We start from the raw sequence: 24,785 nt of genomic DNA on the forward strand, positions 1-24,785 counted from the left end.
TTTGCATCGCCGCCACATTCACGACCGAGGACGCTTCACACGATGATTTCCCCGCTGGAAATGACGTTGTTTCTGCTGCTCGCCTCGGTGGTTGGCGTCGTGCTGTTCCGTTATCTGAACTTGCCGCCGATGCTCGGCTATCTCACGGTCGGCATTCTGGTCGGTCCGCAGGCGCTCGGCATCGTGCCGAACACGGCGGGCGCGCAGAATCTGGCCGAGTTCGGCGTCGTGTTCCTGATGTTCTCGATCGGCCTCGAGTTCTCCCTCTCGAAGCTGCGCACCATGCGGCGGGCCGTGTTCGGCCTCGGGCTCTCGCAGGTCATGGGCACGATCGCGGTCGCGCTGCTGGTCGGGCTCGCGCTCGCGCCGTGGGTGCACATTACCTGGCAGGCCTGTATCGCGCTGGGCGGCGCGCTGGCCATGTCGTCCACGGCCATCGTGAGCAAGATGCTGGCGGAGCGTCTGGAGATCGAGTCCGAGCATGGCCGCAACATTCTCGGCGTGCTGCTGTTCCAGGATCTCGCCGTGGTGCCGCTGCTCATCGTGATCGCGGCGTTCGGCGGTTCGTCGGCATCGCTCGTCGAGTCGCTCGGCATGGCCGCCATCAAGATCGTGCTCGCGCTCGGCATTCTGCTCATCGTCGGGCAGAAGTTCATGACGCGCTGGTTCAACGTGGTCGCGCGGCGCCGCTCGCAGGAACTGTTCGTGCTCAACGTGCTGCTCGTCACGCTGGGTGCGGCGTTCATCACCGACAAATTCGGCCTTTCGCTCGCGCTTGGGGCGTTCATCGCGGGCATGCTGATCGCCGAGACGCCGTACAAGCATCAGGTGGAAGAGGACATCAAGCCGTTTCGCGACGTGCTGCTCGGGCTCTTCTTCGTGACCACGGGCATGCTGCTCAACCCGCACGTGATCTGGCAGCACCCGTTCATGGTGGCTGCGTTCGTGATCGGACCGGTCGTGCTCAAGGCCGTCACCATCACGGCGCTCACGCGTCTCTTCGGCGCTTCGCCGGGCGTGGCGATGCGCACCGGTCTCGGTCTCGCGCAGGCCGGCGAATTCGGCTTCGTGCTGCTGAACCTCATTCTGGACAAGCATCTCGTCGATCCCGTCCTGCTTCAGGCGATTCTCGCGGCGATGCTGCTCTCGATGCTCGCCGCGCCGTTCCTGATCCAGAACGCCGACCGCATTGTGCTGCGCCTTTCGTCGACGGAATGGATGCAGCAGTCGCTGATGATGACGCGCATCGCCACGCAGAGCATCAAGCAGAGCGGCCACGTGATCGTGTGCGGCTACGGCCGTGCGGGGCAGAACCTCGCGCGCATGCTCGAATACGAAGGGCTTTCGTACGTGGCACTCGACCTCGACCCCGATCGCGTGGCAGCGGCGGCGGCGGCCGGCGAGTCGGTGGTGTTCGGCGATGCGGCGCGGCGCGAGTCGCTGGTGGCGGCGGGCATTCATCGCGCGGCGGCGGTGGCGATTACGTATGCGAACACGCAGTCCGCGCTGCGGGTGCTGCACCACATCCACGAACTGGAACCTACCTTGCCCGTGATCGTGCGCACGGTGGACGATGCGGATCTCGAGCGCCTGCTTGCCGCTGGCGCGACCGAGGTGATTCCCGAGATCGTGGAAGGCAGCCTGATGCTTGCCTCCCACATGCTCGTGGTGATGGGCGTGCCGATGCGCCGCGTGGTGCGCCGCGTGGAAGAAATGCGCGACGAGCGCTATAGCCTGCTGCGCGGCTACTTCCACGGCACCGACGATGCGGGCGAGGACGGTCACGAGCAGGTGCGGCTACAATCCGTACCGGTCGACGCGCGCGCCGAGGCGGTGGGCCGCACGCTCGCCGATCTGGGGCTGTTCGACCTCGGCGTGGAGGTGACGGCGATCCGCCGGCACGGCATCCGCGGCGTGGAGCCCGACCCGTCGACGAAGCTGCGCGAAGCGGACATCGTCGTGCTGCGCGGCCTGCCCGAGCAGCTGGCGCAAGCCGAGGAACTCCTCTCGCGCCATCGCAAGGCCGGCGCTGCTGGCGCGGGCGCGACGGCCTGAGCGCAGGCCCTGCCATTTGGTGCCGTTGGTGCCGTTTCGTGCCATTGGTGCCATTGGTGCCATTGGTGCCATTTGGGACGCAATATTTTCAGGGTTCCGTCCCGACGATCCGAACCCGCTTCTCCATTCTTGCTTGTCATTACCCGGAGCCATCATGTCCAACGCACCTGCGAACGCGAGCGCCGAAGCCTCACGGTTCGTCAACAGCCTGATCCGCACGGTGCCGGACTGGCCCCAGCCGGGGGTGCAGTTTCGTGATATCACGCCGCTCATCGGCCACCCGAAGGGCTTGCGCGTGTTGATCGACCTGTTCGTGGAGCGTTACGTCGATACGAAGCTCGACTACGTGGCCGGGCTCGACGCGCGTGGCTTCATCATCGGGCCGATCGTCGCGTACGAACTGAACGTGGGCTTCATTCCAATCCGCAAGATCGGCAAGCTGCCGTACAAGACGGTCTCGGAAACCTACAAGCTCGAATACGGCGAATCCACCGTCGAGATTCACGAGGACGCTTGCCACAAGGGCGATCGCGTGGTGATCGTCGACGACTTGATCGCCACGGGCGGCACCATGCTCGCGGGCAAGCTGCTGCTCGAGCGCCTCGGCGCGACGGTGGTGGAGGGCGCAGCGATCATCGACCTGCCGGATCTGGGCGGCTCGAAGCTGCTCGCCGAAGCAGGCTTGCCGCTTTTCACCGTGACCGCGTTTGGTGGTCATTGAGCGGCCATCTGACTGACCTCAAGCTGACATCTGGCTGATCCTGATTCCCCCAATGGACTGAGCCCATGCCCAATTTCGCGCTCTTTCTCGCCACCTCGCTTGCGATCACCTTCGCGCCCGGCCCCGACAACCTGCAGGTGCTCGCGCGCGGCATTTCGCAGGGTCGCGCCGCAGGCCTCGTGGCCGCGCTCGGCTTTGCCGCGGGCGTGACGTTCCACACCACGCTCGCCGCGCTTGGCATTGCCGCCGTGCTGCGCTCGTCGCCGCTCGCGTTCCAGATCCTCAAGCTCGCGGGCGCCGCGTACCTCGTCTGGATTGGCGTGAAGGCGCTCAGGAGCCGGGGGCTCGCCGCGGCGGGCGACCGGCCGCGCCAGCCGCTTTCCGCGATTTTTCGCCAGAGCGTGCTCGGCAATGTGATGAACCCGAAGGTGACGCTGTTCTTCGTCGTGTTCCTGCCGCAATTCGTCGATACGCACGGCGCGCAAAGCGTCACGCTGCAAATGCTCGAACTCGGTCTCGTGTTCATGGCGCAGACCGTCGTGGTGTTCTCGCTGTTCGGCCTGTGCGCGGGCACCATCGGCGGCTGGCTCAAGCGCCGGCCGCGCGCCGGCGTGTGGCTCGACCGGCTCGCGGGGCTGACCTTCATCGCCATCGGCATGCGCATCGCGCTGCGCGACTGATGCATCCGCACGACGTCTGGAGCTCTACGACATGACCTTGCCTTGCATTACCGACGCGCGCCGTTTCGATGCGAGCGCGCATCTGCCGTTTTTCTTCGGCGACGAACGCGTGGGCTGGATTCGCCGCGGCGACGTCGCGTTGCTCGCACGCTGGCCCGACATCTTCGAGATCGACGAGGCGCACGTTACACTCGCCGCGGAGTTCGACAGCGTGACGGCGAAGAGCGCGGCGCTCGCCGCCGTGATCGGCGCGCTGGCCGCCGAGGGCCGCATTCCCGGCTGGCGCAACGAAACCTACGCGATCCGCAACGCCTTCGACGCAGCGCCGCTCGCTTTTATCGAGCGCGCCGCCTCGCGCTTTTTCGGCACGATGACGTACGCGGTGCATTTGAACGGCATCGTAGACTACGCGGGCTTCGCGTCGACTCGCGCGCCGCAGTTGTGGATCGCGCGCCGCAGCGACACCAAGGCCACCGACCCCGGCATGCTGGACAACGTCGTGGCGGGCGGCATCGGCTGGGGCTTCGGCATCGAGGCCACGCTCGTGAAGGAGTGCTGGGAAGAGGCGGGCATTGCCGCCGAGCTGGCCTCGCAGGCGCGGCCGGGACGCACCGTGCACGTGCTGCAATCGTTGCCCGAGGGCACCCAGGCCGAGCAAATCTTCGTCTACGACCTCGCGCTGCCCGCTGACTTCGTGCCGCACAATCAGGACGGCGAAGTCGGCGAGCACCGCCTCGCGCGCATCGACGAAGCCGCGCGCTGGATCGAGGAGGGCAAGATGACGGTGGACGCGAGCCTCGCGACGCTCGATCTGCTGCTGCGCCGCCAATGGATAGACGAAGACGCGTGCGAGGGCATCGCCGCGATCTTCGAACCGCCGACGCTGTGAAAGGGCGCCGGTTTTTCTGTAAAAGCCCAAAGCCCTTTTTAATTACCAGGTAATTGACGGGAGTAACCAGGGTCATGTCGACCGATCACAGCTTCATTCTCAAACTGTCGTGCGCCGACCGGCCGGGCATCGTGCATGCCGTGTCGGGCTTCCTGTTCGAGCGCGGCAGCAACATTCTCGACTCGGCCCAGTTCGGCGATAGCCACACGGGCGAGTTCTTCATGCGCGTGCACTTTCAGCAAGTGGGCGGCGACCCCGGCCTCGACGGCCTGCGCGCCGCTTTCGCGCCGCTTGCCGACGAATTCGGCATGCGCTGGGAACTGCACGACGCGAACGTGAAGCCGCGCGTGGTCATCATGGTTTCGAAGATCGGCCACTGCCTCAACGATCTGCTGTTCCGCTATCGCACCGGTCAGTTGTCCATCGAGATTCCCGCGATCATCTCGAATCACAAGGACTTCTATCAACTTGCGGCGAGCTACAACATTCCGTTCCATCATTTCCCGCTGCTCGGCGGCAGCGATGCGGACAAGGCCGCGCAGGAAGCGCGCGTGCTCGATGTGGTGAACGGCGAGGGCGCCGACCTCGTGGTGCTCGCGCGCTACATGCAGATTCTCTCGCCGCAGCTGTGCGATGCGCTCGAAGGCCGCGCGATCAACATTCACCATTCGTTCCTGCCGAGCTTCAAGGGCGCGAAGCCTTACTATCAAGCGTTCGACCGCGGCGTGAAGCTGATTGGCGCGACGGCGCACTACGTGACGTCCGATCTCGACGAAGGCCCGATCATCGAGCAGGAAGTCGAACGCGTGGATCACAACATGACGCCAGAACAGCTCACGGCGATCGGCCGCGACGTGGAGTGCGTGACGCTCGCGCGCGCGGTGAAGTGGCATGTCGAACATCGCATCGTGCTGAACGGGCATAAGACCGTGGTGTTCCGGTAATTTCGAAATCTCGCTGTTGCGACAACTTGCCGTAGCGTGCAATGCGCACGCTGCGGATTTTCGAATTACTCTTATTGCTAGCCGGTGTAACCGTATCTCGCGGTCCCTTCCTCAACACCGCTCCACTCCCTCGGACTACTCCCTAAGACATAGCGGCGGATCGTCTCGTCCTACCTGCGAGTAATAGTCGTCAGGTGCGGTGCTTCCTAATCTTGTTACATCAATCCGACAAGAAAAGGAAACACCATGAAAGCCGCCCCTTCCCCGCAGGCGGATGCCGTACCAGACAGCCGCGCCTGGCGCGTGCTCGGTTCGAGTACCTTCGCGTTCACGATCTGCTTTGCTGTCTGGATGATGTTCGCGATCCTGGGCATTCCTCTCAAGCAGCAACTCCATCTCACCGACACCGAATTCGGCCTGATCGCCGCGATGCCGGTGCTCACCGGATCGCTTGCCCGCGTGCCGCTCGGCATCTGGACGGACCGCTTTGGCGGCCGCATCGTTTTCTTCCTCACCATGATTGCCACGGTCGTGCCGATCTGGCTCGTGTCGTACGCGACGCAACTGTGGCAATTCCTGGTGCTCGGGCTGTTCGTGGGCTTCGCGGGCGCTTCGTTCTCTGTTGGCACGCCCTATGTCGCGCGCTGGTTCCCGAAGTCGCGCCAAGGCTTCGCCATGGGCATCTTCGGTGCGGGCAACTCGGGCGCGGCGCTCAATAAATTCGTCGCGCCGGTGCTGATCGTCGCCGCGGGGTCATGGACCATCGTGCCGAAGGTTTATTCGGTTGCGATGCTCGTCACCGCGCTGCTGTTCTGGGTGTTCTCGGCTAGCAATCCCGCGCATCGCGTCGCGAGTTCGACCAGCGTGGCGAGCCAGATGCGCGTGCTTACCGATCCGCGCGTGCTGCGCTATTCCCAGTACTACTCGGTGGTGTTCGGCGGCTATGTGGGCCTTTCGCTGTGGATGCCGCAGTACTACGTGAACCAGTATGGCTTCGGCATCGAGCAGGCGGCTTTCCTCGCGGCGTGCTTCTCGCTGCCCGGCGGCGTGCTGCGCGCGATCGGCGGCTGGCTCTCCGACCGCTACGGCGCGTATCGCACCACCTGGGCCGTGATGTGGGCCTCGCTCGGCTGCTTCTTCCTGCTGAGCTATCCGCCGACCGACTTCGTGATTCACAGCGCGCATGGCCCGCTTGGCCTGCACATCAGCACCGGCCCGGTGTTCTACACGGTGCTCATGTTCATCGTGGGCATTGCGATGGCGGTGGGCAAGGCCTCGGTCTTCAAATTCATCGGCGACGAGTACACCGACAACATCGGCGCGGTATCCGGTGTGGTAGGCCTCGCCGGCGGTCTCGCGGGCTTCATCCTGCCGATCCTGTTCGGCCTGCTGGTGGACCTCACTGGCGTGCGCACCACCTGTTTCATGCTGATGTTCGGCGCCACCGTGGTCAGCCTGCTCTTCATGCACTTCTCGTTCCGCCCCGAGGCGGTCGCGCATGGCCGTGCGGTGCTGGAGCGCAAGGAGGAGAGCGAGGTTGCCACGCTGAAGGAAGCTTCGCATCACTAATGGGCCAGCCCGGAATGGGCAGCACGAATGATTTAACGCGCCGCGTGGGCGGCGCTCACTGTACGAGCACAACCATGTCCAAATATCTTCTGACCAAGTGGGAGCCCGAGAACACCAGGTTCTGGGAAGCTTCCGGCGAGCAGATCGCCACCCGTAACCTCTGGATCTCGATTCCCGCGCTGATGCTGGCGTTCGTCGTGTGGTCGCTGTGGAGCGTTACGGTCGTCAATCTCGACAAGGGCGGTTTCCACTTCACCAAGAACGAGCTGTTCTGGCTCACGGCGCTGCCGGCGCTCTCGGGCGCCACGCTGCGCATCTTCTATTCGTTCCTCGTGCCGATCTTCGGTGGCCGTCGTTTTACCGCTATCTCCACGGCGAGCCTGTTGATCCCCGCCATCGGCATGGGCTTCGCGCTGCGCGACCCGTCCACGTCCTATACGACGCTGCTCGTGCTCGCGCTCCTGTGCGGCTTCGGCGGCGCGAACTTCAGCTCGTCGATGGCGAACATCAGCTTCTTCTTCCCGAAGGCGCGCAAGGGTTTCGCCACCGGCCTGAATGCGGGCATCGGCAATCTGGGGGTCTCGGTCGTGCAGTTCGTCACGCCCATCGTGATCTCGACGGCCGTGTTCGCGGGCCTGCTCGGCGACGGCCAGACGTATGTGAAGGACGGCCTCGAACACAGCATCTGGCTGCAGAACGCGGGCTTCGTCTGGGTGCCGCTCATCATCGTGTCGTCGCTCGCCGCATGGTTCGGCATGAACGACATCGCCGATGCGAAGGCTTCGTTCAGCGAGCAGGCCGTGATCTTCCGCCGCGCGCACAACTGGATCATGTGCTTCCTCTATGTCGGCACGTTCGGTTCGTTCATTGGTTTCTCGGCGGGTCTCGCGCTCTTGACCAAGGCTGAATTCCCCGCAATCAACCCGACTGCATGGGCGTTCCTCGGGCCGCTCGCAGGCGCCCTCACGCGTCCGGTCGGCGGCTGGATCTCGGACAAGATGGGCGGCGCGCGCGTGACGCTGTGGACCTTCGTGACGATGATCGCGGCAGTGGTGGGCGTGATCGCCTTCCTTCCGGGCGGTGCGCTGGGTGGCGCGCAAGGCAGCTTTGGCGGATTCCTCGCGATGTTCGTGGTGTTGTTCGCGCTGACCGGCATTGGCAACGGCTCGACCTTCCGCATGATTCCCGTGATCTTCCTCACGCAGCATCAGCGCGCGGCCGAGGGCAAGGGCGCTCCTGCAAAGCACAGCGCGCTCGCCGAGGCGAGCAAGGAATCGGCGGCGGTGCTGGGCTTTGCGGGCGCGATGGGTGCATACGGCGGCTTCTTCATCCCGAAGAGCTTTGGCACCTCGCTCGACATTACCGGCTCTCCCGTGATGGCGCTTGTGTGCTTCATCGGCTTCTACGTGGTGTGCGCGCTCGTGACGTGGTTCTTCTACGCACGCCGCAACGCCTCGATGCCCTGCTGAGACCGCCGGCCGAACTAGTCCTTCAGGAGTAGTGGGGCGCGAGGGTCCTACTCCCGATGCGCCACGCGCACTCTCCCCCTGATGAATGGGCAGGCCGACGCCTGCCCGGCATACTCAAAAAGTGATTTTCGAAAACCGACGGCCCGCGGGTCGCACGCGAACGGCACGCGCAAGATGTGCAAGCGGCGCGAAACGGCAGGCGCAGTCGAAGACAAAACATCAGCAGTCCCGGAGCATCGTATGAGTTACTTTCTGGACCGGTTGAAGTTCATGTCGCGTGTGAAGTCGACCTTTTCCAATGGTCATGGCGCGGTGGTGAACGAAGACCGCAAGTGGGAAGACGGCTATCGCAGCCGCTGGCAGCACGACAAGATCGTGCGTTCGACCCACGGCGTGAACTGCACGGGCTCGTGCTCGTGGAAGGTCTACGTGAAGAACGGCCTGATCACGTGGGAAACGCAGCAGACCGACTACCCGCGCACGCGCGCCGACCTGCCCAATCATGAGCCGCGCGGGTGTCCGCGTGGCGCCTCGTATAGCTGGTACGTCTACTCGGCACAGCGCGTGAAGTATCCGATGATCCGCGGCCGCTTGATGGACATGTGGCGCGATGCGCGCCGCACGCTCGACCCGGTCAAGGCGTGGGCCTCGATCGTCGAAAATCCCGAGAAGGCGGCGCGCTACAAGCGTGCGCGCGGCCAGGGCGGCTTCGTGCGCGCCGACTGGGATACGGCCACCGAAATGATTGCGGCGGCCAACGCCTATACCGTCGGTGAATATGGCCCGGATCGCGTGATCGGCTTCTCGCCGATTCCCGCGATGTCGATGGTCTCGTATGCGGCGGGTGCGCGCTACCTGAGCCTGATCGGCGGCGCATGTCTTTCGTTCTACGACTGGTATTGCGATTTGCCGCCGTCCTCGCCGCAGGTTTGGGGCGAACAGACCGACGTGCCGGAATCGGCCGATTGGTACAACTCCACGTATCTGATGGTGTGGGGCTCGAACGTTCCGCAGACGCGCACGCCCGACGCCCACTTCTACACCGAGGTCCGTTACAAGGGCACCAAGACGGTAGCGGTCTCGTCGGACTTTGGCGAGATGGTGAAGTTCGGCGACATCTGGCTCGCGCCGAAGCAGGGCACCGACGCGGCGCTCGCGCTCGCGATGGGTCACGTGGTGCTCAAGGAATTCCACGCGTCGGCCAAGTCCACCTACTTCCGCGATTACGTGAAGCAGTACACCGACATGCCCTTGCTCGTCACGCTCGCCGAGCGCGATGGCGTGGTCGTACCGGACCAGTTCCTGCGCGCCTCGCAGCTCGGCGGCAATCTCGACGAAGCGAACAACCCGCAATGGAAGACGCTCGCGATCGACGCGGCCACTGGCGATATCGTCGCGCCGAACGGCTCGATCGGCTTCCGCTGGGGCGAAGGGGAGCACGATGGCGGCAAGAAGGTGGGCCGCTGGAACCTCGAAATGAAGGATGGCGGCAGCGGCCGCGAGATCGATCCGCGCCTCTCGCTGATCGATCAGCATGACGAAGTGGTCGAAGTGAGCTTCCCGTATTTCGGCGGCGAACACGGTGCGCTGCTCGCGCGCCGCGTGCCCGCGAAGCGCGTGGCGCTCGCGGACGGCACGAGCGCACTGGTCGCGACCGTGTACGACCTGCAGATGGCCAACTACGGCGTCGATCAGGGCCTCGGCGGCCCGAACGTGGCGTCCTCTTACGATGACGACGTGCCTTGCACGCCCGCATGGCAGGAGAAGCACACCACGGTGCCGCGCAAGCTCGTGATCCAGGTGGCGCGAGAATTCGCCGACAACGCCGATCGCACGCATGGCAAGAGCATGGTGATCGTGGGCGCGGCCCTCAATCACTGGTACCACAACGACATGATTTACCGCGGCATCATCAATCTGCTGATGATGTGCGGCTGTATCGGCCAGAGCGGCGGCGGCTGGGCGCACTACGTGGGCCAGGAAAAGCTGCGTCCGCAATTCGGCTGGGCGCCGCTCGCGTTCGCGCTCGACTGGCAGCGCCCGCCGCGCCAGATGAACGGCACGTCGTTCTTCTACAACCACACGAGCCAGTGGCGCCACGAGAAAGTCGAGCTCGACGAGATCCTCGGGCCGGGCGCCGATCGCAAGCGCTACAAGAACCTGTCGATGCTCGACCTCAACGCGAAGTCCGAGCGCATGGGCTGGCTGCCTTCCGCGCCGCAGCTGGGCGCAAACCCGCTCGACGTGATGGACGCCGCGAAGCGCGCGGGCGTGCCGCCGGTGCAGTACACGGTCGATAAGCTGAAGTCCGGCGAATTGAACTTCGCCTGCGACGATCCCGACAATCCGGCGAATTTCCCGCGCAACATGTTCGTGTGGCGCTCGAATATTCTCGGCAGCTCGGGCAAGGGCCACGAGTACTTTTTGAAGTACCTGCTCGGCACGCAGAACGCGCTGTTCGGCGACGAAGCCGACGCGATCAAGCCGTCCGAAGTGAAGGTGCGCGCGGCGGCCGAGGGCAAGCTCGATCTGCTCACGGTGCTCGACTTCCGCATGAGCACCACGTGCCTGTACGGCGACATCGTGCTGCCGACGGCCACGTTCTATGAGAAGGACGACCTCAACACGTCCGACATGCATCCGTTCATCCACCCGCTTTCCGAGGCCGTGCAGCCGCTGTGGGAAAGCAAGACCGACTGGGAGATCTATAAGGCGATCGCGAAGAAGTTCTCGGAGATCGGCGGCGAGCACCTCGGCACGCGTACCGACCTCGTTTGCACGCCGCTGATGCACGACACGCCGGGCGAGCTCGGCCAGGCGTTCGAGCCGAAGGACTGGCGCCATGGCGAATGCGATCTGATTCCGGGCAAGACCGCGCCGTCGATGACGGTGGTGGAGCGCGACTACCGCGAGATCTACAACAAGTTCACCTCGGTCGGGCCGCTGCTCGACAAGCTCGGCAACGGCGGCAAGGGCATCAACTGGAACACCCAGCATGAAGTGGGCGAACTCGCTCACCTCACGGGCACCCATGGCGATGCGCGCTCAGGCGTGACGGCAGGACGCCCGCGCCTCGAGACGGCCATCGACGCCGCGGAGATGATTCTTACCTTCGCGCCCGAAACCAACGGCCACGTCGCGGTGAAGGCGTGGGACGCACTCTCGAAGATCACGGGCCGCGACCACACGCACCTCGCCGAAGGCCGCGAGCACGACAAGATCCGCTTCCGCGACGTGCAGGCGCAGCCGCGCAAGATCATTTCCGCGCCCACGTGGTCGGGTCTCGAATCCGAGGAGGTGAGCTACAACGCCGGCTACACGAATGTGCACGAGCTGATTCCATGGCGCACGCTCACGGGTCGCCAGCAGTTCTATCAGGATCACCGCTGGATGCTCGACTTCGGCGAGGGCTTCTGCAACTACAAGCCCGCCATCGACACCAAGACGATTGCGCCGATGCTGGGTGCGAAGCCCAACGGCGAGAGCGAACTGGTGCTGAACTGGATTACGCCGCACCAGAAGTGGGGCATTCACTCGACCTACACCGACAACCTGCGCATGCTCACGCTCTCGCGCGGCGGCCCGCACGTGTGGGTCTCGGAAGCCGAGGCGAAGGAAGCGGGTCTCGTCGATAACGACTGGGTCGAAGTGTTCAACGTGAACGGCACACTCACCGCGCGCGTCGTGGTGAGCCAGCGCGTGCCGCGCGGCATGTGCCTCATGTATCACGCCCAGGAAAAGATCATCAACGTGCCAGGAGCGGAAACGAGCGGCAAGCGCGGCGGCATTCACAACTCGGTCACGCGCACGGTGCTCAAGCCCACGCACATGATCGGCGGTTACGCACAGTTGGCCTACGGCTTCAACTACTACGGCACGGTCGGCAGCAATCGCGACGAGTACGTGATCGTTCGCAAGATGAAGAAGGTCGAGTGGCTCGAAGGCCCGATGAAGGAAGGAGCAGCATCATGAAAATCCGCGCTCAGGTGGCGATGGTCCTGAATCTGGACAAGTGCATCGGCTGCCATACGTGCTCCGTCACATGCAAGAACGTGTGGACTTCACGCGACGGCGTCGAGTACGCGTGGTTCAACAATGTCGAGACGAAGCCCGGCATCGGCTATCCGAAGGAATGGGAAAACCAGGAAAAGTGGAAGGGCGGCTGGATGCGCAATGCCTCCGGCAAGCTCGAGCCGCGCCAGGGGCCGAAGCTCAAGGTGCTCGCCAACCTCTTCGCCAACCCGAATCTGCCGGCCATCGACGATTATTACGAGCCGTTCACCTACGACTACGAGCATCTGCAAAAGGCCGGTCTCTCGGAGACGCCGCCCACCGCGCGCCCCGTCTCGGTGATCACCGGCAAGAAGATGGACAAGATCCATTGGGGTCCTAACTGGGAAGACGACCTCGGCGGCGAGTTCGAATCGCGCAGCCGCGACCAGCTCTTCGAGAACGTGCAGAAGGAGATGTACTCGAGTTTCGAGAACACCTTCATGATGTATCTGCCGCGTCTGTGCGAGCACTGCCTGAACCCGGCGTGCGTGGCGTCGTGCCCTTCGGGCTCGGTCTACAAGCGCGAGGACGACGGCATCGTGCTCGTCGACCAGGACAAGTGCCGCGGCTGGCGCATGTGCATTTCGGGCTGCCCGTACAAGAAGATGTACTTCAACTGGAAGAGCGGCAAGGCCGAGAAGTGCATCTTCTGCTATCCGCGCATCGAAGCGGGTCAGCCGACGGTGTGTTCGGAAACCTGCGTGGGCCGCATCCGCTATCTGGGCGTGATGCTTTACGACGCGGATCGCATTGGCGAAGCGGCATCGGTGGAATCGACGCAGGACCTGTATCAGTCGCAACTCGATGTGTTCCTCGATCCGCACGATCCGGCCATCCGCGCTGAGGCGCTGCGCCAGGGCGTGCCACAGAGCTGGCTCGATGCGGCTGTGAAGTCGCCCGTGTACCGCATGGCAGTCGAGTGGAAGATCGCGTTCCCGCTGCATCCCGAGTACCGCACGCTGCCGATGGTCTGGTACGTGCCGCCGCTCTCGCCGATCCAGTCGGCCGCGGACGCGGGCCATATCGGCATGGACGGCGTGATTCCCGATGTGGCGAGCCTGCGCATTCCCATGCGCTATCTCGCGAATCTGCTCACTGCCGGCGACGAGAAGCCCGTGATTTCGGCGCTCAACCGCATGCTGACGATGCGCGCGTACAAGCGCACGCAGTCGGTGGACGGGGTGAACGACAACGCGCTGCTCAAGCGCGCGGGCCTCACCGCCGAACAGGTCGAGGACATGTATCGCACCATGGCGATCGCGAACTACGAGGACCGCTTCGTCGTGCCGTCGTCGCACAAGGAAATGGTCGAAGACTCGTTCAATGAGAAGGGCAGTTGCGGCTTCTCGTTCGGCAACGGGTGCTCGGGCGGCGTTTCGGATGGCTCGCTCTTCGGCGCGAAGCACGAGGGCAGCGTGGTGTTCGCCGATATGCCGAAGTCACGCCGCAAGGCGACGTCGGAAAGCTGAGGAGGGCACCATCATGTCGATCTATTCCGTTCTCTCCGCGCTGCTCGACTATCCCGAGCAGCCCCTGCTCGATGCGCTCGACGAAATCGAGGGCGCGCTCGCCACGTCGCCGCACGGGCCGTTCGCCGTGCGCGAACTCGCGCCGCTCATCGCGGCGCTGCGCGAGCGCTCGCTCACGGAGTCGCAGGAAATCTACGTGGCGACGTTCGACCGCAATCCGCGCCACTCGCTTCATCTGTTCGAGCACGTGCACGGCGAAAGCCGCGCGCGTGGCCAGGCGATGGTCGATCTGCTCGACGAATATCGCAGCTTCGGCCTCGATGTCACGGCGAGCGAGTTGCCCGATTACGTGCCGCTCTTTCTCGAAGTGCTCGGCCTGATCGGCGACGAAGAAGCCAGCGCGCTGCTCGGCGAAGCGATTCACGTGCTCGCCGCGCTCGGCAAGCAGCTCGAGCGAGACGAGAGCCCCTACGCCGCCATCTTCACCGTGCTGTGCGAGATGAGCGTGGTCGAGCCGCTGCCGATCACCGGCGCGCCGATACGCGACATGGACGAAGCGCTCGAGCGCTTCGGCACGGGCGCCGACGGCGTCGAGCCCCTCCTGCAGCCGTTCGGCGCGGGCGCCGCGAACGCGCCGCAGATCGTCCAGTTCCACCCGCGCGCGGCGTATGCAGCTTCGTCCGCCATGCCCGGTCGCACAAAGGAAATGCAATGAACATGTTCAACCAGTTTCTGTTCGGCATCTATCCGTATATCGCCGCATCGGTCTTCCTGCTCGGCTCGCTCGCGCGCTTCGAGCGCGAGCAGTACACGTGGAAGGCCGACAGCTCGCAATTGCTCTATCGCGGGCAACTGCGTCTGGGCAATATCCTTTTCCACATCGGTATCCTCGGGCTCTTCGCCGGGCACTTCGTGGGCCTGCTCACGCCTGTCGCGGTCTGGGACTGGCTCGGCGTGCCGCATCAGGCCAAGCAGTTGCTGGCGATGATCGCTGGCGGCGTGATGGGCACCATGTGTCTCGCGGGTCTCGCGATCTTGCTACACCGCCGCTTCACGAACGCTCGCATCTCGGCGGTCACACGTTTCGGCGACAAGGTGCTGCTGTTGTGGATCCTCGTCACGCTGCTGCTCGGGCTCACGACGATCGGTGCGTCGGCCAGCCATATGGATGGCGCCATGATGGTGCGTCTCATGACCTGGGCGCAGCACATCGTGACGTTCCGCGGCGACGCCGCAAGCTACGTGCTCGATGCGCCGCTCGTGTTCCGCCTGCATCTGTTCATGGGCATGACGCTGTTCGTGATCTTCCCGTTCACGCGTCTCGTGCACGTATGGAGCGGGCTGGCCTCGGTAACCTATCTGTCGCGGGCATGGCAGCTCGTGCGCAGCCGCTAGGCACGCGCCCGAGGCGGGCCGCCGGCCCGTCTTCCGTGTCTTCATTGCGAGGTTGCTGAAGTTGCTGAGGTTGCTGTAGTTGCCTCTGGGCGGCCGTGAGGATCGGCCGTTCTTTTGCGGGGAGCGAGCGATACGCGAGCTCCCTTTTTTTGTGCTTCTTCGCCGGGCATCCGGCTGGCACGCCGCGGCGAACTGGCGCATAGTGTCGCAGTTCAAGGGCAATCTGGCCGCTGGTCGTGCTGTTTGCGATACGTCAACCGATAATGAGGAATACCGGCGCCCGCGCGCCGCACTTCGTTCTCCGTGTCTTTTATGGCGATGACCCGTTCTCCCGATTCCGCCGCCTGCTCCGGGCCGCACCTGGCGGCTGCCGGAGCCGCCACTTCAGCCGGCTCGCTGGCGCCCTTCCGCCGGCGCCTGTCCACGCGCATCGTTGTGCTCTCCACGGTCGTGCTCGCCATCGTGCTCACGATGATCGGCGGCACGCTCTGGCTCTCGTGGCAGCTCGAAGGCGCGGGTGCCGCGATCAACGACGCGGGCAGCCTGCGCATGCGCGCGAATGCGGTGGCTATCGAATTGTGGGAGAGCCGTCAGGGCAGCCCTTCGCGGCTCGACGCGCAGATTGGCCAGCTCAACGAGACCCTGCACCAGTTGCACGAAGGCAATGCGGCTCGCCCGCTATTCCTGCCCGACGACGTGCTGATTCGCCGGCAATTCGACCGGGTTGCCACGTCGTGGCACGAACGGCTCGAGCCGGCCGCGCAGCGCGACCGTGTTGCGGGCGTGGGTGCGCCGTCGGCGTACCTCGCGCTGCTGCCCGGCTTCGTCGATGACGCCAATCAACTCGTCGTGCTGATCGAGCGCGAGAACGCGCGCAAGACGGCGTGGCTGCGCACTTCGCAGATCGCGCTCGCCGCGCTCTCGTGCGTGGGCACCGTGGCGATCGTCTATCTGCTTTACCTGTGGTTCGTGGTGCCCGTGCAGCGCCTGCAGGACGGGCTCGCGCGCATCGAGGCGCAGGAGTTCGATACGCGCCTGCCCGTCGATACGCGCGACGAATTCGGCCATCTCGCGCAGGGCTTCAACCAGATGGTCGCCGAGCTGCAAGCGCTGTATCAGGACCTTGCTGCGCGCGTGGACGTGAAGACCGCGCAACTGGCGGCGCAAAACCGCGAGCTGCGCATCCTGTACGAAATGGCGGCTTTTCTCAATACGCCGGGGCCGGTCGAGCCGCTGTGCCGCGACTTCCTCACGCGCCTCATGCGCGAGTTCGAGGCCGACGGCGGAACGGTGCGTATCGCCTCGGCCGAGGACGACAATCTGCATCTGCTGGTCGCCGAAGGCCTGCCCGAGGAACTCGTGCGCGCCGAACAATGCATGCCTGCGCAAGAGTGCGCATGCGGTGCCGCATCGGCGGAAGAGCCGGTGGTGGTGGTCGATCTGCGTAACCTGGTTGCGGGCGCGGGCGCGGGCGCCAAGGGGCGCATGCCCGCCATGAGCGACGCCGAGCGCGAGCACGCGCAGCATTGCCTGCGCGCGGGTTTTGCGAGCGTCGCGGTGTTCGGCATCGTTTCGCAGAGCGAGCCGCTCGGCACATTCTCGCTGCACTTTCGGCGCGAGCGCGATATGCCGCCCTCGGAAGTCCAGTTGCTGCAAACGCTCGGCCGACATCTCGGCGTCGCGCTGAAGAACCGGCGCCTCGCGGCGCTCGCGCGCCAGCTCGCGGTTTCGGAGGAGCGCAACCTCGTCGCCCAGGGGCTGCACGATAGCATTGCGCAAGGGCTGAGCTTTCTGAAGATGCAGGTGCACCTGCTCGATGGCGCCGTGGCCGACGGCAATCTCGACGAAGCGCGCGAGATCGTGCCGCTGCTCGCGGGCGGCGTGAAGGAGAGCTACGACGACGTGCGCGAGCTGCTGCTGAACTTCCGCTCGAAGCTCGAGTCGGGCGCGCTGCGGCCCGCGGTGGACGATACGGTGGCGCGCTTTCGGCGCCAGTCGGATGCCGAGCTCACACTCGATTATCGCGACGAGGGCGGCCCGCCGCTGCCGGCCGATCAGCAACTCCAGGTCCTGTTCGTGCTGCAGGAGGCGCTTTCTAACATCCGCAAACATGCCGAGGCGCAGCACGTGCATGTGAGCGTCGTCAACCGGCGCGACTTCCGCCTCACCATCGAAGACGATGGCGTAGGCTACGATCCTGCCGACATTGCCGCGCGCGGCGAGGCCCATGTCGGTTTCCATATCATGCGCGAGCGCGCCAAGCGTCTTGCGGGAACGCTTGCGCTCGACAGCGCGCCGGGGCGCGGCTCGCGCGTGGAGCTCGTACTGCCGGCCGCGAGCCGCAAGGCGGCTTGATCGGCTTTATTCGCTTGTGATCTACCCTACGCGCCGGGCTTCGCGCCACCACAGACCGAATCGCCACAATCTGAATTTCAGGCCATGACCATCCGCATTCTGCTCATCGACGACCACACGCTTTTTCGCTCGGGCGTGAGCGCGCTCTTGCAACGCCAGCCAGACCTCGAAGTGGTGGGGGAAGCCTCGGACGGCGTCGAAGGCCTCAAGCGCGCACAGCAGCACGAGCCCGACGTGATCCTGCTCGATTTGAACATGCCCGGCCTCTCGGGGCTCGAAACGCTGCAATTGCTGGTGCAGGACCTGCCCGATGCCGCCGTTGTCATGCTGACCGTCTCCGAGGAAGCCGACGAGCTCACCGCGGCGATGCGCGCGGGCGCGAGCGGCTTCCTGCTCAAGAGCATCGACGCGGAGGCGCTCGTCGCGGCCATTCGCAAGGCGGCCGCCGGCCAGCCGGTGATCACCGAGCACATGACGGCGAAGCTGGTCGAGCAGATGCGCAAGCCGGCGGCGGCGCCGAGCGCGCCCAGCGCGCCGCGCACGAGCGGCGAGACGCTCACCGCGCGCGAGCGCGACATCGTGCGCGAGCTCGCGCGCGGGGCGAGCAACAAGGAGATCGCGCGCACGCTCGATCTGGCCGAAAGCACGGTGAAGATTCACGTGCGCAACATCTTGCGCAAGCTGAACCTCTCGAGCCGTGTGCAGGTGGCCGTCTACGCGGTGGGGCACGAGGGCATGGCGGACGGCGCGGGCGAGCCGCGCGAGGGATGAGGCGGCGCATGCCGCCTTGCCAGACGCCAGAGGCTCAAACGAGCCGCAAATAGATCAGCTCGCGCTTGATGTAGGCGTAGAAGATAGGCGCGGCAATCACGCCCTGGATGCCGAACGCGGCTTCCATCACGAGCATCGCGACCAGCAGTTCCCACGTGCGCGCCTCGATCTGGCCGCCCACGATGCGCGCGTTCAGGAAATACTCGAGCTTGTGAATCACGATCAGGAACGCGAGCGCCGTGACCGCCGCAGGCAGGCTCACGGTCAGCGCGATCGCGACGATCAGCGTATTCGAGATCAGGTTGCCGATCACAGGCAGCAAGCCGACCACGAAGGTCACCACGACGAGCATCTTCGCGAGCGGCAGCGGCGCGTGAAAGAGCGGCAGCACGAGCAGCAGGAAGAGCCCGGTGAACACCGTGTTGATGGCCGAGATCTTCACCTGGGCGAACACGATGCGGCGGAACGCATCGGCAAAGCGCGACACGCGCGTGACGAAGGCGGTCGAGAGCGGCAGCCGCGTGGCGTTCTTCTGCGTGCCGATGGCGACAATCGCGCCGATGATCATGCCGATCACGATATGCCCGAAGATGCGCGCGGCGTTCTTGCCGCCCTGGCCGAGCTGGGTGGCGTGCTCGTGCATGAGCGCGATGGCCTTGAGCTTCATCTGGGCGACGTCCACGGGCAGATAGGCCGCGATGGCGTCGGGAATCCGCGCGCGCGCCTGGTCGACGAACGTCATCATCTGCGCCATCACTTTCTGGACGCTCGGCACGTCGTTTTCAAACTGTTCGATGACGCCCACGGTGAGGCCCGTGAGCACGCCCACGATCACAATGGAAACCAGCACGACCGAGAGCCAGCGCGCGCGCTGGCTCGACATGCGCCGCTCGATCAGCGGCGCGATGGTGTGCACGAGCTGAAAGACGAGCATCCCCGCGAGCAGCGCGCCAAGCAGGTTCAGGTGCAGCACCGCCCACAATCCGGCGAGCGCGGCCACATAGCTGCCAATTTCCACCGCCGAGAGTTTCGGCAGGCTCATGTCGCTCGTGAGCCTGACCGGTCTTGGCCGCAGGTCGCGCACCTGTTTATCGTCGGTCGCTTCGTTGCGCTTGACCATGTTGGGTGTATTCCGTCTTCAGACCGCGGGGACGCCAGCGCCCCCGCTCTGTTGTTGCTACAGCCGGGGTTGCCGCGGCCATGGCCGCCGCAACCATTTCGATGGCCTATTTCCCCGAAGCCGCGTCAAGCGCGGCCACCTGGCGCTTGAGCAGCGGCGCGAGATAGCGGCCCGTGAAGCTCGCCTTGGCCTTCGCGACCTGCTCGGGCGTGCCCTGGGCCACGATCTGGCCGCCGCCCGCACCGCCTTCGGGGCCCATGTCCACGATCCAGTCGGCGGTTTTGATGACATCGAGATTATGCTCGATGATCACCACTGTATTGCCCTGGTCGCGAAGCCGGTGGATCACTTCCAGCAGTAGTGCGATGTCGTGGAAATGCAGGCCCGTGGTCGGCTCGTCGAGTATATACAGCGTGCGGCCCGTATCGCGCTTCGAGAGCTCCAGCGACAGCTTCACGCGCTGCGCCTCGCCGCCCGACAGCGTGGTGGCCGACTGGCCGAGACGGATATAGCCAAGGCCCACGTCGAGCAGCGTCTTGAGCTTGCGCGCCACGACCGGCACGGCCTTGAAGAACTCATAGGCCGCCTCGACCGTCATGTCGAGCACTTCGCTGATGTTCCGGCCCTTGTACTGGATCTCCAGCGTCTCGCGGTTGTAGCGCTTGCCGTGGCAGACGTCGCAGGGCACGTAGACATCGGGCAGGAAGTGCATTTCCACCTTCAGCACGCCGTCGCCCTGGCAGCTTTCGCAGCGGCCGCCCTTCACGTTGAACGAGAAGCGGCCTGATTCGTAGCCGCGTTCCTTGGCCGCCGGCACGCCCGCGAACAACTCGCGGATGGGCGTGAAAAGCCCCGTGTAGGTGGCCGGATTCGAGCGCGGCGTGCGGCCGATCGGCGACTGGTCGACGTTGATGACCTTGTCGAAATGCTCGAGCCCCTCGATGGCCTCGAACGGCGCGGGCTGCGCCGACGACCCGTACAAATGCTGCGACACCGCGTGATAGAGCGTGTCGTTGATCAGCGTGGACTTGCCCGAGCCCGAGACGCCCGTCACGCAGGTGAGCAGGCCCACCGGCAGGTCGAGCGTCACGCGCTTGAGGTTGTTGCCGTAGGCTTCGACGATGCGCAGGCGCCGCTCGCCGGGTTCGATGCGTTCGTCCGGATAATCGATGCGGCGCGCGCCCGAGAGGTACTGGCCGGTCATCGAGGCCGGGTCGTTCTCCACCTCCTTCGGCGTGCCTTCGGCGATCACCATGCCGCCGTGCTCGCCGGCGCCCGGGCCCATGTCCACGACATAGTCGGCCATGCGGATCATGTCCTCGTCGTGCTCGACGACGATCACCGAATTGCCCAGGTCGCGCAGATGCTTGAGCGTGGAGATGAGACGGTCGTTGTCGCGCTGATGCAGTCCGATGGACGGCTCGTCGAGCACGTACATCACGCCGGTGAGGCCCGAGCCGATCTGCGAGGCGAGGCGGATGCGCTGCGCCTCGCCGCCCGAGAGCGTTTCCGCGCTGCGCTCGAGCGAGAGATAGTCGAGGCCCACGTTATTCAGGAACATCAGGCGCGCGACGATCTCCTTGACGACTTTGTCCGCGATCTCGCGCTTGGCGCCTTCGAGGCGCAGCGTCTGGAAGTAGCCGAGCGTGTCGCGCAGCGGCCAGCCGCTCACCTCGTAGATCGCGCGCGCGTCCTCATTCGAACCGATCCGCACGAAACGCGCCTCGCGGCGCAGGCGCGTGCCTTCGCAGTGCGGGCAGGCCTGGTTGTTCTGGTATTTCGCCAGTTCCTCGCGCACCGCGGACGAATCGGTCTCGCGGTAGCGGCGCTCCAGGTTCGGGATGATCCCTTCGAATACATGCTCGCGCACCGAGGTGCGGCCGCGCTCGTTGATGTATGAGAACGGGATTTCCTGCTTGCCCGAGCCGTAGAGCAGGACCTTGCGCACCTTTTCGGGCAGGTCCTCGAACGCGGCGTCGATGTCGAAATCGTAGAACACCGCGAGGCTTTGCAGCATCTGGAAGTAGAACTGGTTGCGCCGGTCCCAGCCCTTCACCGCGCCCGCGGCGAGCGAGAGCGACGGATGCGCGACCACGCGCTTCGGATCGAAGAACGTGATCTGGCCGAGGCCGTCGCATTCGGGGCAAGCGCCCATCGGGTTGTTGAACGAGAAGAGGCGCGGCTCCAGTTCCGGCAGCGAATACGAGCAGATCGGGCAGGCGAACTTCGAGCTGAACAGGTGGTCGCGGTGAGTGTCCATTTCGAGCGCGATGGCGCGGCCGTCGGCGAGGCGCAGCGCCGTTTCGAACGACTCCGCCAGACGCTGCTTCATGTCGGGGCGCACCTTCAGGCGGTCGACCACCACGTCGATGGTGTGGCGCTCGCTCTTCTTGAGCTTGGGCAGCGACTCGACTTCATAGATCTTCGCCTCGCCCTCATTGGCGGTGCCGCCGCCCGAGCGCACGCGAAAGCGCACGAAGCCCTGCGCCTGCATGTCGTCGAAGAGCTCGGCGTGCTCGCCCTTGCGGTCGGCGACCACGGGCGCGAGGATCATCAGCTTGGTCTCTTCGGGCAGCGCGAGCGCGGCGTCCACCATCTGCGAGACGCTTTGCGCCTCAAGCGGAATCTCGTGGTCGGGGCAGTAGGGCGTGCCCACGCGCGCGTAGAGCAGGCGCAGGTAGTCGTGAATCTCGGTGACCGTGCCCACCGTCGAGCGCGGGTTGTGCGAGGTGGCCTTCTGCTCGATGGAAATCGCCGGCGACAGGCCCTCGATCAGGTCGACGTCGGGCTTCTCCATCAGTTGCAGGAACTGGCGCGCGTAGGCCGAAAGGCTTTCTACGTAGCGCCGCTGGCCTTCCGCGTAAAGCGTGTCGAACGCCAGCGACGACTTGCCCGAGCCCGAAAGCCCGGTGATCACCACGAGCTTGTGGCGCGGCAGGTCCAGATTGACGTTCTTCAGGTTGTGGGTTCGGGCCCCACGGATACGGATTTGTTCCATGAACCTGCGGGAGAAAGGGAGGCTAAACCTGCTACTATAACGACTTTTCCAGACCGCCGTTACGGCTTGCTGAAGGTCTTTGAAAGGTCCCGGATGGCCATAGCAAGGCTGCGCATGGGGCGCGAAAGAAGATCGACAGGAAGCAGCCGGGGATCGTTTCAGGCGTGGGGCCAGCGTAAGCGCAGAAGCGCGAATTCTGGCCGACATGGGGGCTGCCCGCATCGCTGTCGTCCCTGCAAGGCCGCCACCGCCGCAATGACAACGCCGCGAAGCTCGCCCGATGCCCGCTTCGCCTGCCCCAAGGCCAGAAAACGCGCGCGCAGCGGCGGCCCAATCAGAAAACGCTCCGATGTCCTCCAATTCACCCGCTACTTCTTCACGCATGAGCGCGCCGGAAATGCGCGCGACCGTGTCGCTCGCCGCGATCTTCGCGTTGCGCATGCTCGGCCTCTTCATGATCATGCCGGTGTTTTCGGTCTACGCGAAAACCATTCCCGGCGGCGACAACGTGCTGCTCGTCGGCATTGCGCTCGGGGCCTACGGTGTCACGCAATCGCTCCTGTATATCTTTTATGGCTGGCTTTCGGACAAGATGGGCCGTAAGCCGGTGATCGTCATCGGCCTCGTGATTTTTGCCCTCGGCAGCTTCGTGGCGGCTTTCGCGCACGACATCACGTGGATCATCGTCGGGCGGGTGATTCAGGGCATGGGGGCGATTTCCTCGGCGGTGCTCGCGTTCATCGCCGACCTCACTTCCGAGGAGCACCGCACCAAGGCCATGGCGATGGTGGGCGGCTCGATCGGCATGTCCTTCGCGGTGGCGATCGTGGGCGCGCCCATCGTGTTCCACTGGGTCGGCATGAGCGGCCTGTTCGCCCTCGTGGGCGTGTTCTCGATTCTCGCCGTGGGCGTCGTGCTGTGGATCGTGCCCGATGCGCCCAAACCCGTGCATGTGCGCGCGCCGTTCGCCGAAGTCCTGCACAACGTGGAACTGCTGCGCCTGAACTTCGGCGTGCTCGTGCTGCATGCCACGCAGACCGCGCTTTTTCTCGTCGTGCCGCGCCTGCTCGTGGACGCGGGCCTGCCTGTGGCGTCACACTGGAAGATTTATCTGCCGGTGATGGGCGTCTCGTTCGTCCTGATGGTGCCCGCCATCATCGCCGCGGAAAAGCGGGGCAAGATGAAGGCTGTGCTGTGCTCGGCCATTGGGCTTATCCTGATCGGCCAGCTTCTGCTCGGCTCGCTTGCGCATACCATAGCAATCGTGGCGACCGTGCTGTTCGTGTACTTTCTCGGGTTCAATATTCTCGAAGCCTCGCAGCCCTCGCTGGTGTCCAAGCTCGCACCGGGCAACCGCAAGGGCGCGGCCACGGGCGTCTATAACACCACCCAGTCGATCGGGCTCGCGCTCGGCGGCGTGGTGGGCGGCTGGCTGCTCAAGCACGGTAGCGCGAGCGCGGTGTTCTACACGTGCTCGGGGCTCGTGTTCTGCTGGCTTATAATCGCGGCCTATATGAAAGTGCCGCTGAAGGCGCCGACCAAGCGCGCCTGATGGGCCGGGGCCACGGTCGTGCCCGCCCTATGCTTTGAAGCGAACCCGGCGTTCGCAGCAACAATTTTCGCGAAAGGCGGTCCGCGCGCGGTGCATCGCAATCTCAAGCCGATGCGCGAAAACGCGTGGCCGCTCCTCGCAACGGAATCAACAGGAGAAACTCATGGCATCCGTGAACAAGGTGATCCTCGTCGGCAACCTCGGCGCCGAACCGGAAGTGCGCTATCTGCCCAGCGGCGACGCTGTGGCGAACATCCGCCTCGCGACCACCGACCGCTACAAGGACAAAGCGTCCGGCGAGTTCAAGGAAATGACCGAATGGCACCGCGTGGCGTTCTTCGGCCGTCTGGCCGAGATCGTTTCCGAATACCTGAAGAAGGGTTCGTCGGTGTATATCGAAGGCCGTATTCGCACGCGCAAGTGGCAAGCGCAGGACGGCACCGACCGCTATTCGACGGAAATCGTCGCTGACCAGATGCAGATGCTGGGCGGCCGCAGCAGCGGCGGCGGCTCGTCGGGCGGCGACATGGGCGACGACGGCGGCTATAGCCGCGAGCAGTCGGCTCCGCGCGGCGGTGGCCGCGCAGCGGGTGGTGGCGCGCCGCGCGCGAGCGGCGGTGGCGCTGGCGCTGGCGGCGGCGGCGGCCGTTCGAGCGCGCCCGCTGGCGGCGGCTTCGACGAGATGGACGACGATATTCCGTTCTAAGGTCCGATAGCCCGACGCTGTAAAGATCAACCCCCGCCT

Annotated in this window: 17 protein-coding genes; 15 read left to right on the forward strand and 2 right to left on the reverse strand. The window is 64.9% G+C overall.

The window, feature by feature from the left end; translation table 11 throughout:
• Positions 1–42: 42 nt before the first annotated feature.
• From P5W98_RS01660 to P5W98_RS01720, 13 genes are all read left to right on the forward strand, one after another.
• Positions 43–2,055, forward strand: coding sequence for a cation:proton antiporter domain-containing protein (locus P5W98_RS01660; protein ID WP_421042610.1), 2,013 nt, complete (start codon positions 43–45; stop codon positions 2,053–2,055).
• A 154-nt stretch (positions 2,056–2,209) separates the two neighbouring features.
• Positions 2,210–2,776 (forward strand): adenine phosphoribosyltransferase, encoded by a 567-nt coding sequence (locus tag P5W98_RS01665; RefSeq protein ID WP_421042609.1) that lies wholly within the window; start codon positions 2,210–2,212, stop codon positions 2,774–2,776.
• 65 nt (positions 2,777–2,841) lie between these two features.
• Positions 2,842–3,456, forward strand: coding sequence for a LysE family translocator (locus P5W98_RS01670; protein ID WP_421022934.1), 615 nt, complete (start codon positions 2,842–2,844; stop codon positions 3,454–3,456).
• Between the two features lie 31 nt (positions 3,457–3,487).
• Positions 3,488–4,345 (forward strand): DUF4743 domain-containing protein, encoded by an 858-nt coding sequence (locus P5W98_RS01675; RefSeq protein WP_434718180.1) that lies wholly within the window; start codon positions 3,488–3,490, stop codon positions 4,343–4,345.
• A gap of 74 nt (positions 4,346–4,419) precedes the next feature.
• Positions 4,420–5,289 (forward strand): formyltetrahydrofolate deformylase, encoded by an 870-nt coding sequence (gene purU, locus P5W98_RS01680; protein WP_421022936.1) that lies wholly within the window; start codon positions 4,420–4,422, stop codon positions 5,287–5,289.
• 246 nt (positions 5,290–5,535) lie between these two features.
• Positions 5,536–6,858, forward strand: a complete 1,323-nt coding sequence (locus P5W98_RS01685) for an MFS transporter (RefSeq protein WP_421042608.1) — start codon at positions 5,536–5,538, stop codon at positions 6,856–6,858.
• Between the two features lie 74 nt (positions 6,859–6,932).
• On the forward strand, positions 6,933–8,327 hold the full coding sequence (locus tag P5W98_RS01690; protein ID WP_421042607.1) for a NarK family nitrate/nitrite MFS transporter: 1,395 nt from the start codon (positions 6,933–6,935) through the stop codon (positions 8,325–8,327).
• Positions 8,328–8,567: 240 nt separating this feature from the next.
• A complete protein-coding gene (locus tag P5W98_RS01695; protein WP_421042606.1) occupies positions 8,568–12,299 on the forward strand; it encodes a nitrate reductase subunit alpha in 3,732 nt (1,243 codons plus the stop codon).
• Positions 12,296–13,849 (forward strand): nitrate reductase subunit beta, encoded by a 1,554-nt coding sequence (gene narH, locus P5W98_RS01700; RefSeq protein WP_421078996.1) that lies wholly within the window; start codon positions 12,296–12,298, stop codon positions 13,847–13,849. Before P5W98_RS01695 ends, narH begins: the two co-directional genes overlap by 4 nt.
• 13 nt (positions 13,850–13,862) lie before the next feature.
• The gene (gene narJ / locus P5W98_RS01705; protein ID WP_421022941.1) at positions 13,863–14,564 is read left to right on the forward strand and encodes a nitrate reductase molybdenum cofactor assembly chaperone; all 702 of its coding nucleotides are present in this window, start codon (positions 13,863–13,865) and stop codon (positions 14,562–14,564) included.
• Positions 14,561–15,244 carry a respiratory nitrate reductase subunit gamma gene (narI, locus tag P5W98_RS01710; protein WP_421078997.1) on the forward strand — a complete coding sequence of 228 codons (684 nt, stop codon included), beginning with the start codon at positions 14,561–14,563 and terminating at the stop codon, positions 15,242–15,244. The genes narJ and narI overlap by 4 nt, the downstream gene beginning before the upstream one ends.
• Positions 15,245–15,556: 312 nt before the next feature.
• Positions 15,557–17,599, forward strand: a complete 2,043-nt coding sequence (locus P5W98_RS01715; RefSeq protein WP_421042605.1) for a type IV pili methyl-accepting chemotaxis transducer N-terminal domain-containing protein — start codon at positions 15,557–15,559, stop codon at positions 17,597–17,599.
• An 84-nt stretch (positions 17,600–17,683) separates the two neighbouring features.
• Positions 17,684–18,370 (forward strand): response regulator, encoded by a 687-nt coding sequence (locus tag P5W98_RS01720; RefSeq protein ID WP_421022944.1) that lies wholly within the window; start codon positions 17,684–17,686, stop codon positions 18,368–18,370.
• 34 nt (positions 18,371–18,404) lie between these two features.
• On the opposite strand, the gene P5W98_RS01725 is transcribed toward P5W98_RS01720, so the two are convergent.
• Together P5W98_RS01725 and uvrA are read right to left on the reverse strand one after the other, a co-directional pair.
• Positions 18,405–19,490, reverse strand: a complete 1,086-nt coding sequence (locus tag P5W98_RS01725) for an AI-2E family transporter (RefSeq protein ID WP_421022945.1) — start codon at positions 19,488–19,490, stop codon at positions 18,405–18,407.
• Positions 19,491–19,596: 106 nt separating this feature from the next.
• Positions 19,597–22,488 carry an excinuclease ABC subunit UvrA gene (uvrA, locus tag P5W98_RS01730; RefSeq protein WP_421042604.1) on the reverse strand — a complete coding sequence of 964 codons (2,892 nt, stop codon included), beginning with the start codon at positions 22,486–22,488 and terminating at the stop codon, positions 19,597–19,599.
• Between the two features lie 349 nt (positions 22,489–22,837).
• Between uvrA and P5W98_RS01735 the strand changes: the two genes are divergently transcribed.
• Positions 22,838–24,040, forward strand: a complete 1,203-nt coding sequence (locus P5W98_RS01735) for an MFS transporter (protein WP_421022947.1) — start codon at positions 22,838–22,840, stop codon at positions 24,038–24,040.
• 163 nt (positions 24,041–24,203) lie between these two features.
• Entirely contained in the window at positions 24,204–24,746 is a 543-nt protein-coding gene (locus P5W98_RS01740; protein ID WP_434718181.1) for a single-stranded DNA-binding protein, read from the forward strand.
• Positions 24,747–24,785 lie beyond the last annotated feature (39 nt).

This window comes from Paraburkholderia sp. A1BS-2L (assembly GCF_051125205.1).
In the GTDB taxonomy this organism is placed as follows: Bacteria; Pseudomonadota; Gammaproteobacteria; order Burkholderiales; family Burkholderiaceae; genus Paraburkholderia.

Bases quoted from the DNA above. Each gene is read 5' to 3' on its own strand.
- P5W98_RS01660 (WP_421042610.1), top strand. From the start codon at position 43: ATGATTTCCCCGCTGGAAATGACGTTGTTTCTGCTGCTCGCCTCGGTG.
- P5W98_RS01665 (WP_421042609.1), top strand. From the start codon at position 2,210: ATGTCCAACGCACCTGCGAACGCGAGCGCCGAAGCCTCACGGTTCGTC.
- P5W98_RS01670 (WP_421022934.1), top strand. From the start codon at position 2,842: ATGCCCAATTTCGCGCTCTTTCTCGCCACCTCGCTTGCGATCACCTTC.
- P5W98_RS01675 (WP_434718180.1), top strand. From the start codon at position 3,488: ATGACCTTGCCTTGCATTACCGACGCGCGCCGTTTCGATGCGAGCGCG.
- purU (WP_421022936.1), top strand. From the start codon at position 4,420: ATGTCGACCGATCACAGCTTCATTCTCAAACTGTCGTGCGCCGACCGG.
- P5W98_RS01685 (WP_421042608.1), top strand. From the start codon at position 5,536: ATGAAAGCCGCCCCTTCCCCGCAGGCGGATGCCGTACCAGACAGCCGC.
- P5W98_RS01690 (WP_421042607.1), top strand. From the start codon at position 6,933: ATGTCCAAATATCTTCTGACCAAGTGGGAGCCCGAGAACACCAGGTTC.
- P5W98_RS01695 (WP_421042606.1), top strand. From the start codon at position 8,568: ATGAGTTACTTTCTGGACCGGTTGAAGTTCATGTCGCGTGTGAAGTCG.
- narH (WP_421078996.1), top strand. From the start codon at position 12,296: ATGAAAATCCGCGCTCAGGTGGCGATGGTCCTGAATCTGGACAAGTGC.
- narJ (WP_421022941.1), top strand. From the start codon at position 13,863: ATGTCGATCTATTCCGTTCTCTCCGCGCTGCTCGACTATCCCGAGCAG.
- narI (WP_421078997.1), top strand. From the start codon at position 14,561: ATGAACATGTTCAACCAGTTTCTGTTCGGCATCTATCCGTATATCGCC.
- P5W98_RS01715 (WP_421042605.1), top strand. From the start codon at position 15,557: ATGGCGATGACCCGTTCTCCCGATTCCGCCGCCTGCTCCGGGCCGCAC.
- P5W98_RS01720 (WP_421022944.1), top strand. From the start codon at position 17,684: ATGACCATCCGCATTCTGCTCATCGACGACCACACGCTTTTTCGCTCG.
- P5W98_RS01725 (WP_421022945.1), bottom strand. From the start codon at position 19,490: ATGGTCAAGCGCAACGAAGCGACCGACGATAAACAGGTGCGCGACCTG.
- uvrA (WP_421042604.1), bottom strand. From the start codon at position 22,488: ATGGAACAAATCCGTATCCGTGGGGCCCGAACCCACAACCTGAAGAAC.
- P5W98_RS01735 (WP_421022947.1), top strand. From the start codon at position 22,838: ATGTCCTCCAATTCACCCGCTACTTCTTCACGCATGAGCGCGCCGGAA.
- P5W98_RS01740 (WP_434718181.1), top strand. From the start codon at position 24,204: ATGGCATCCGTGAACAAGGTGATCCTCGTCGGCAACCTCGGCGCCGAA.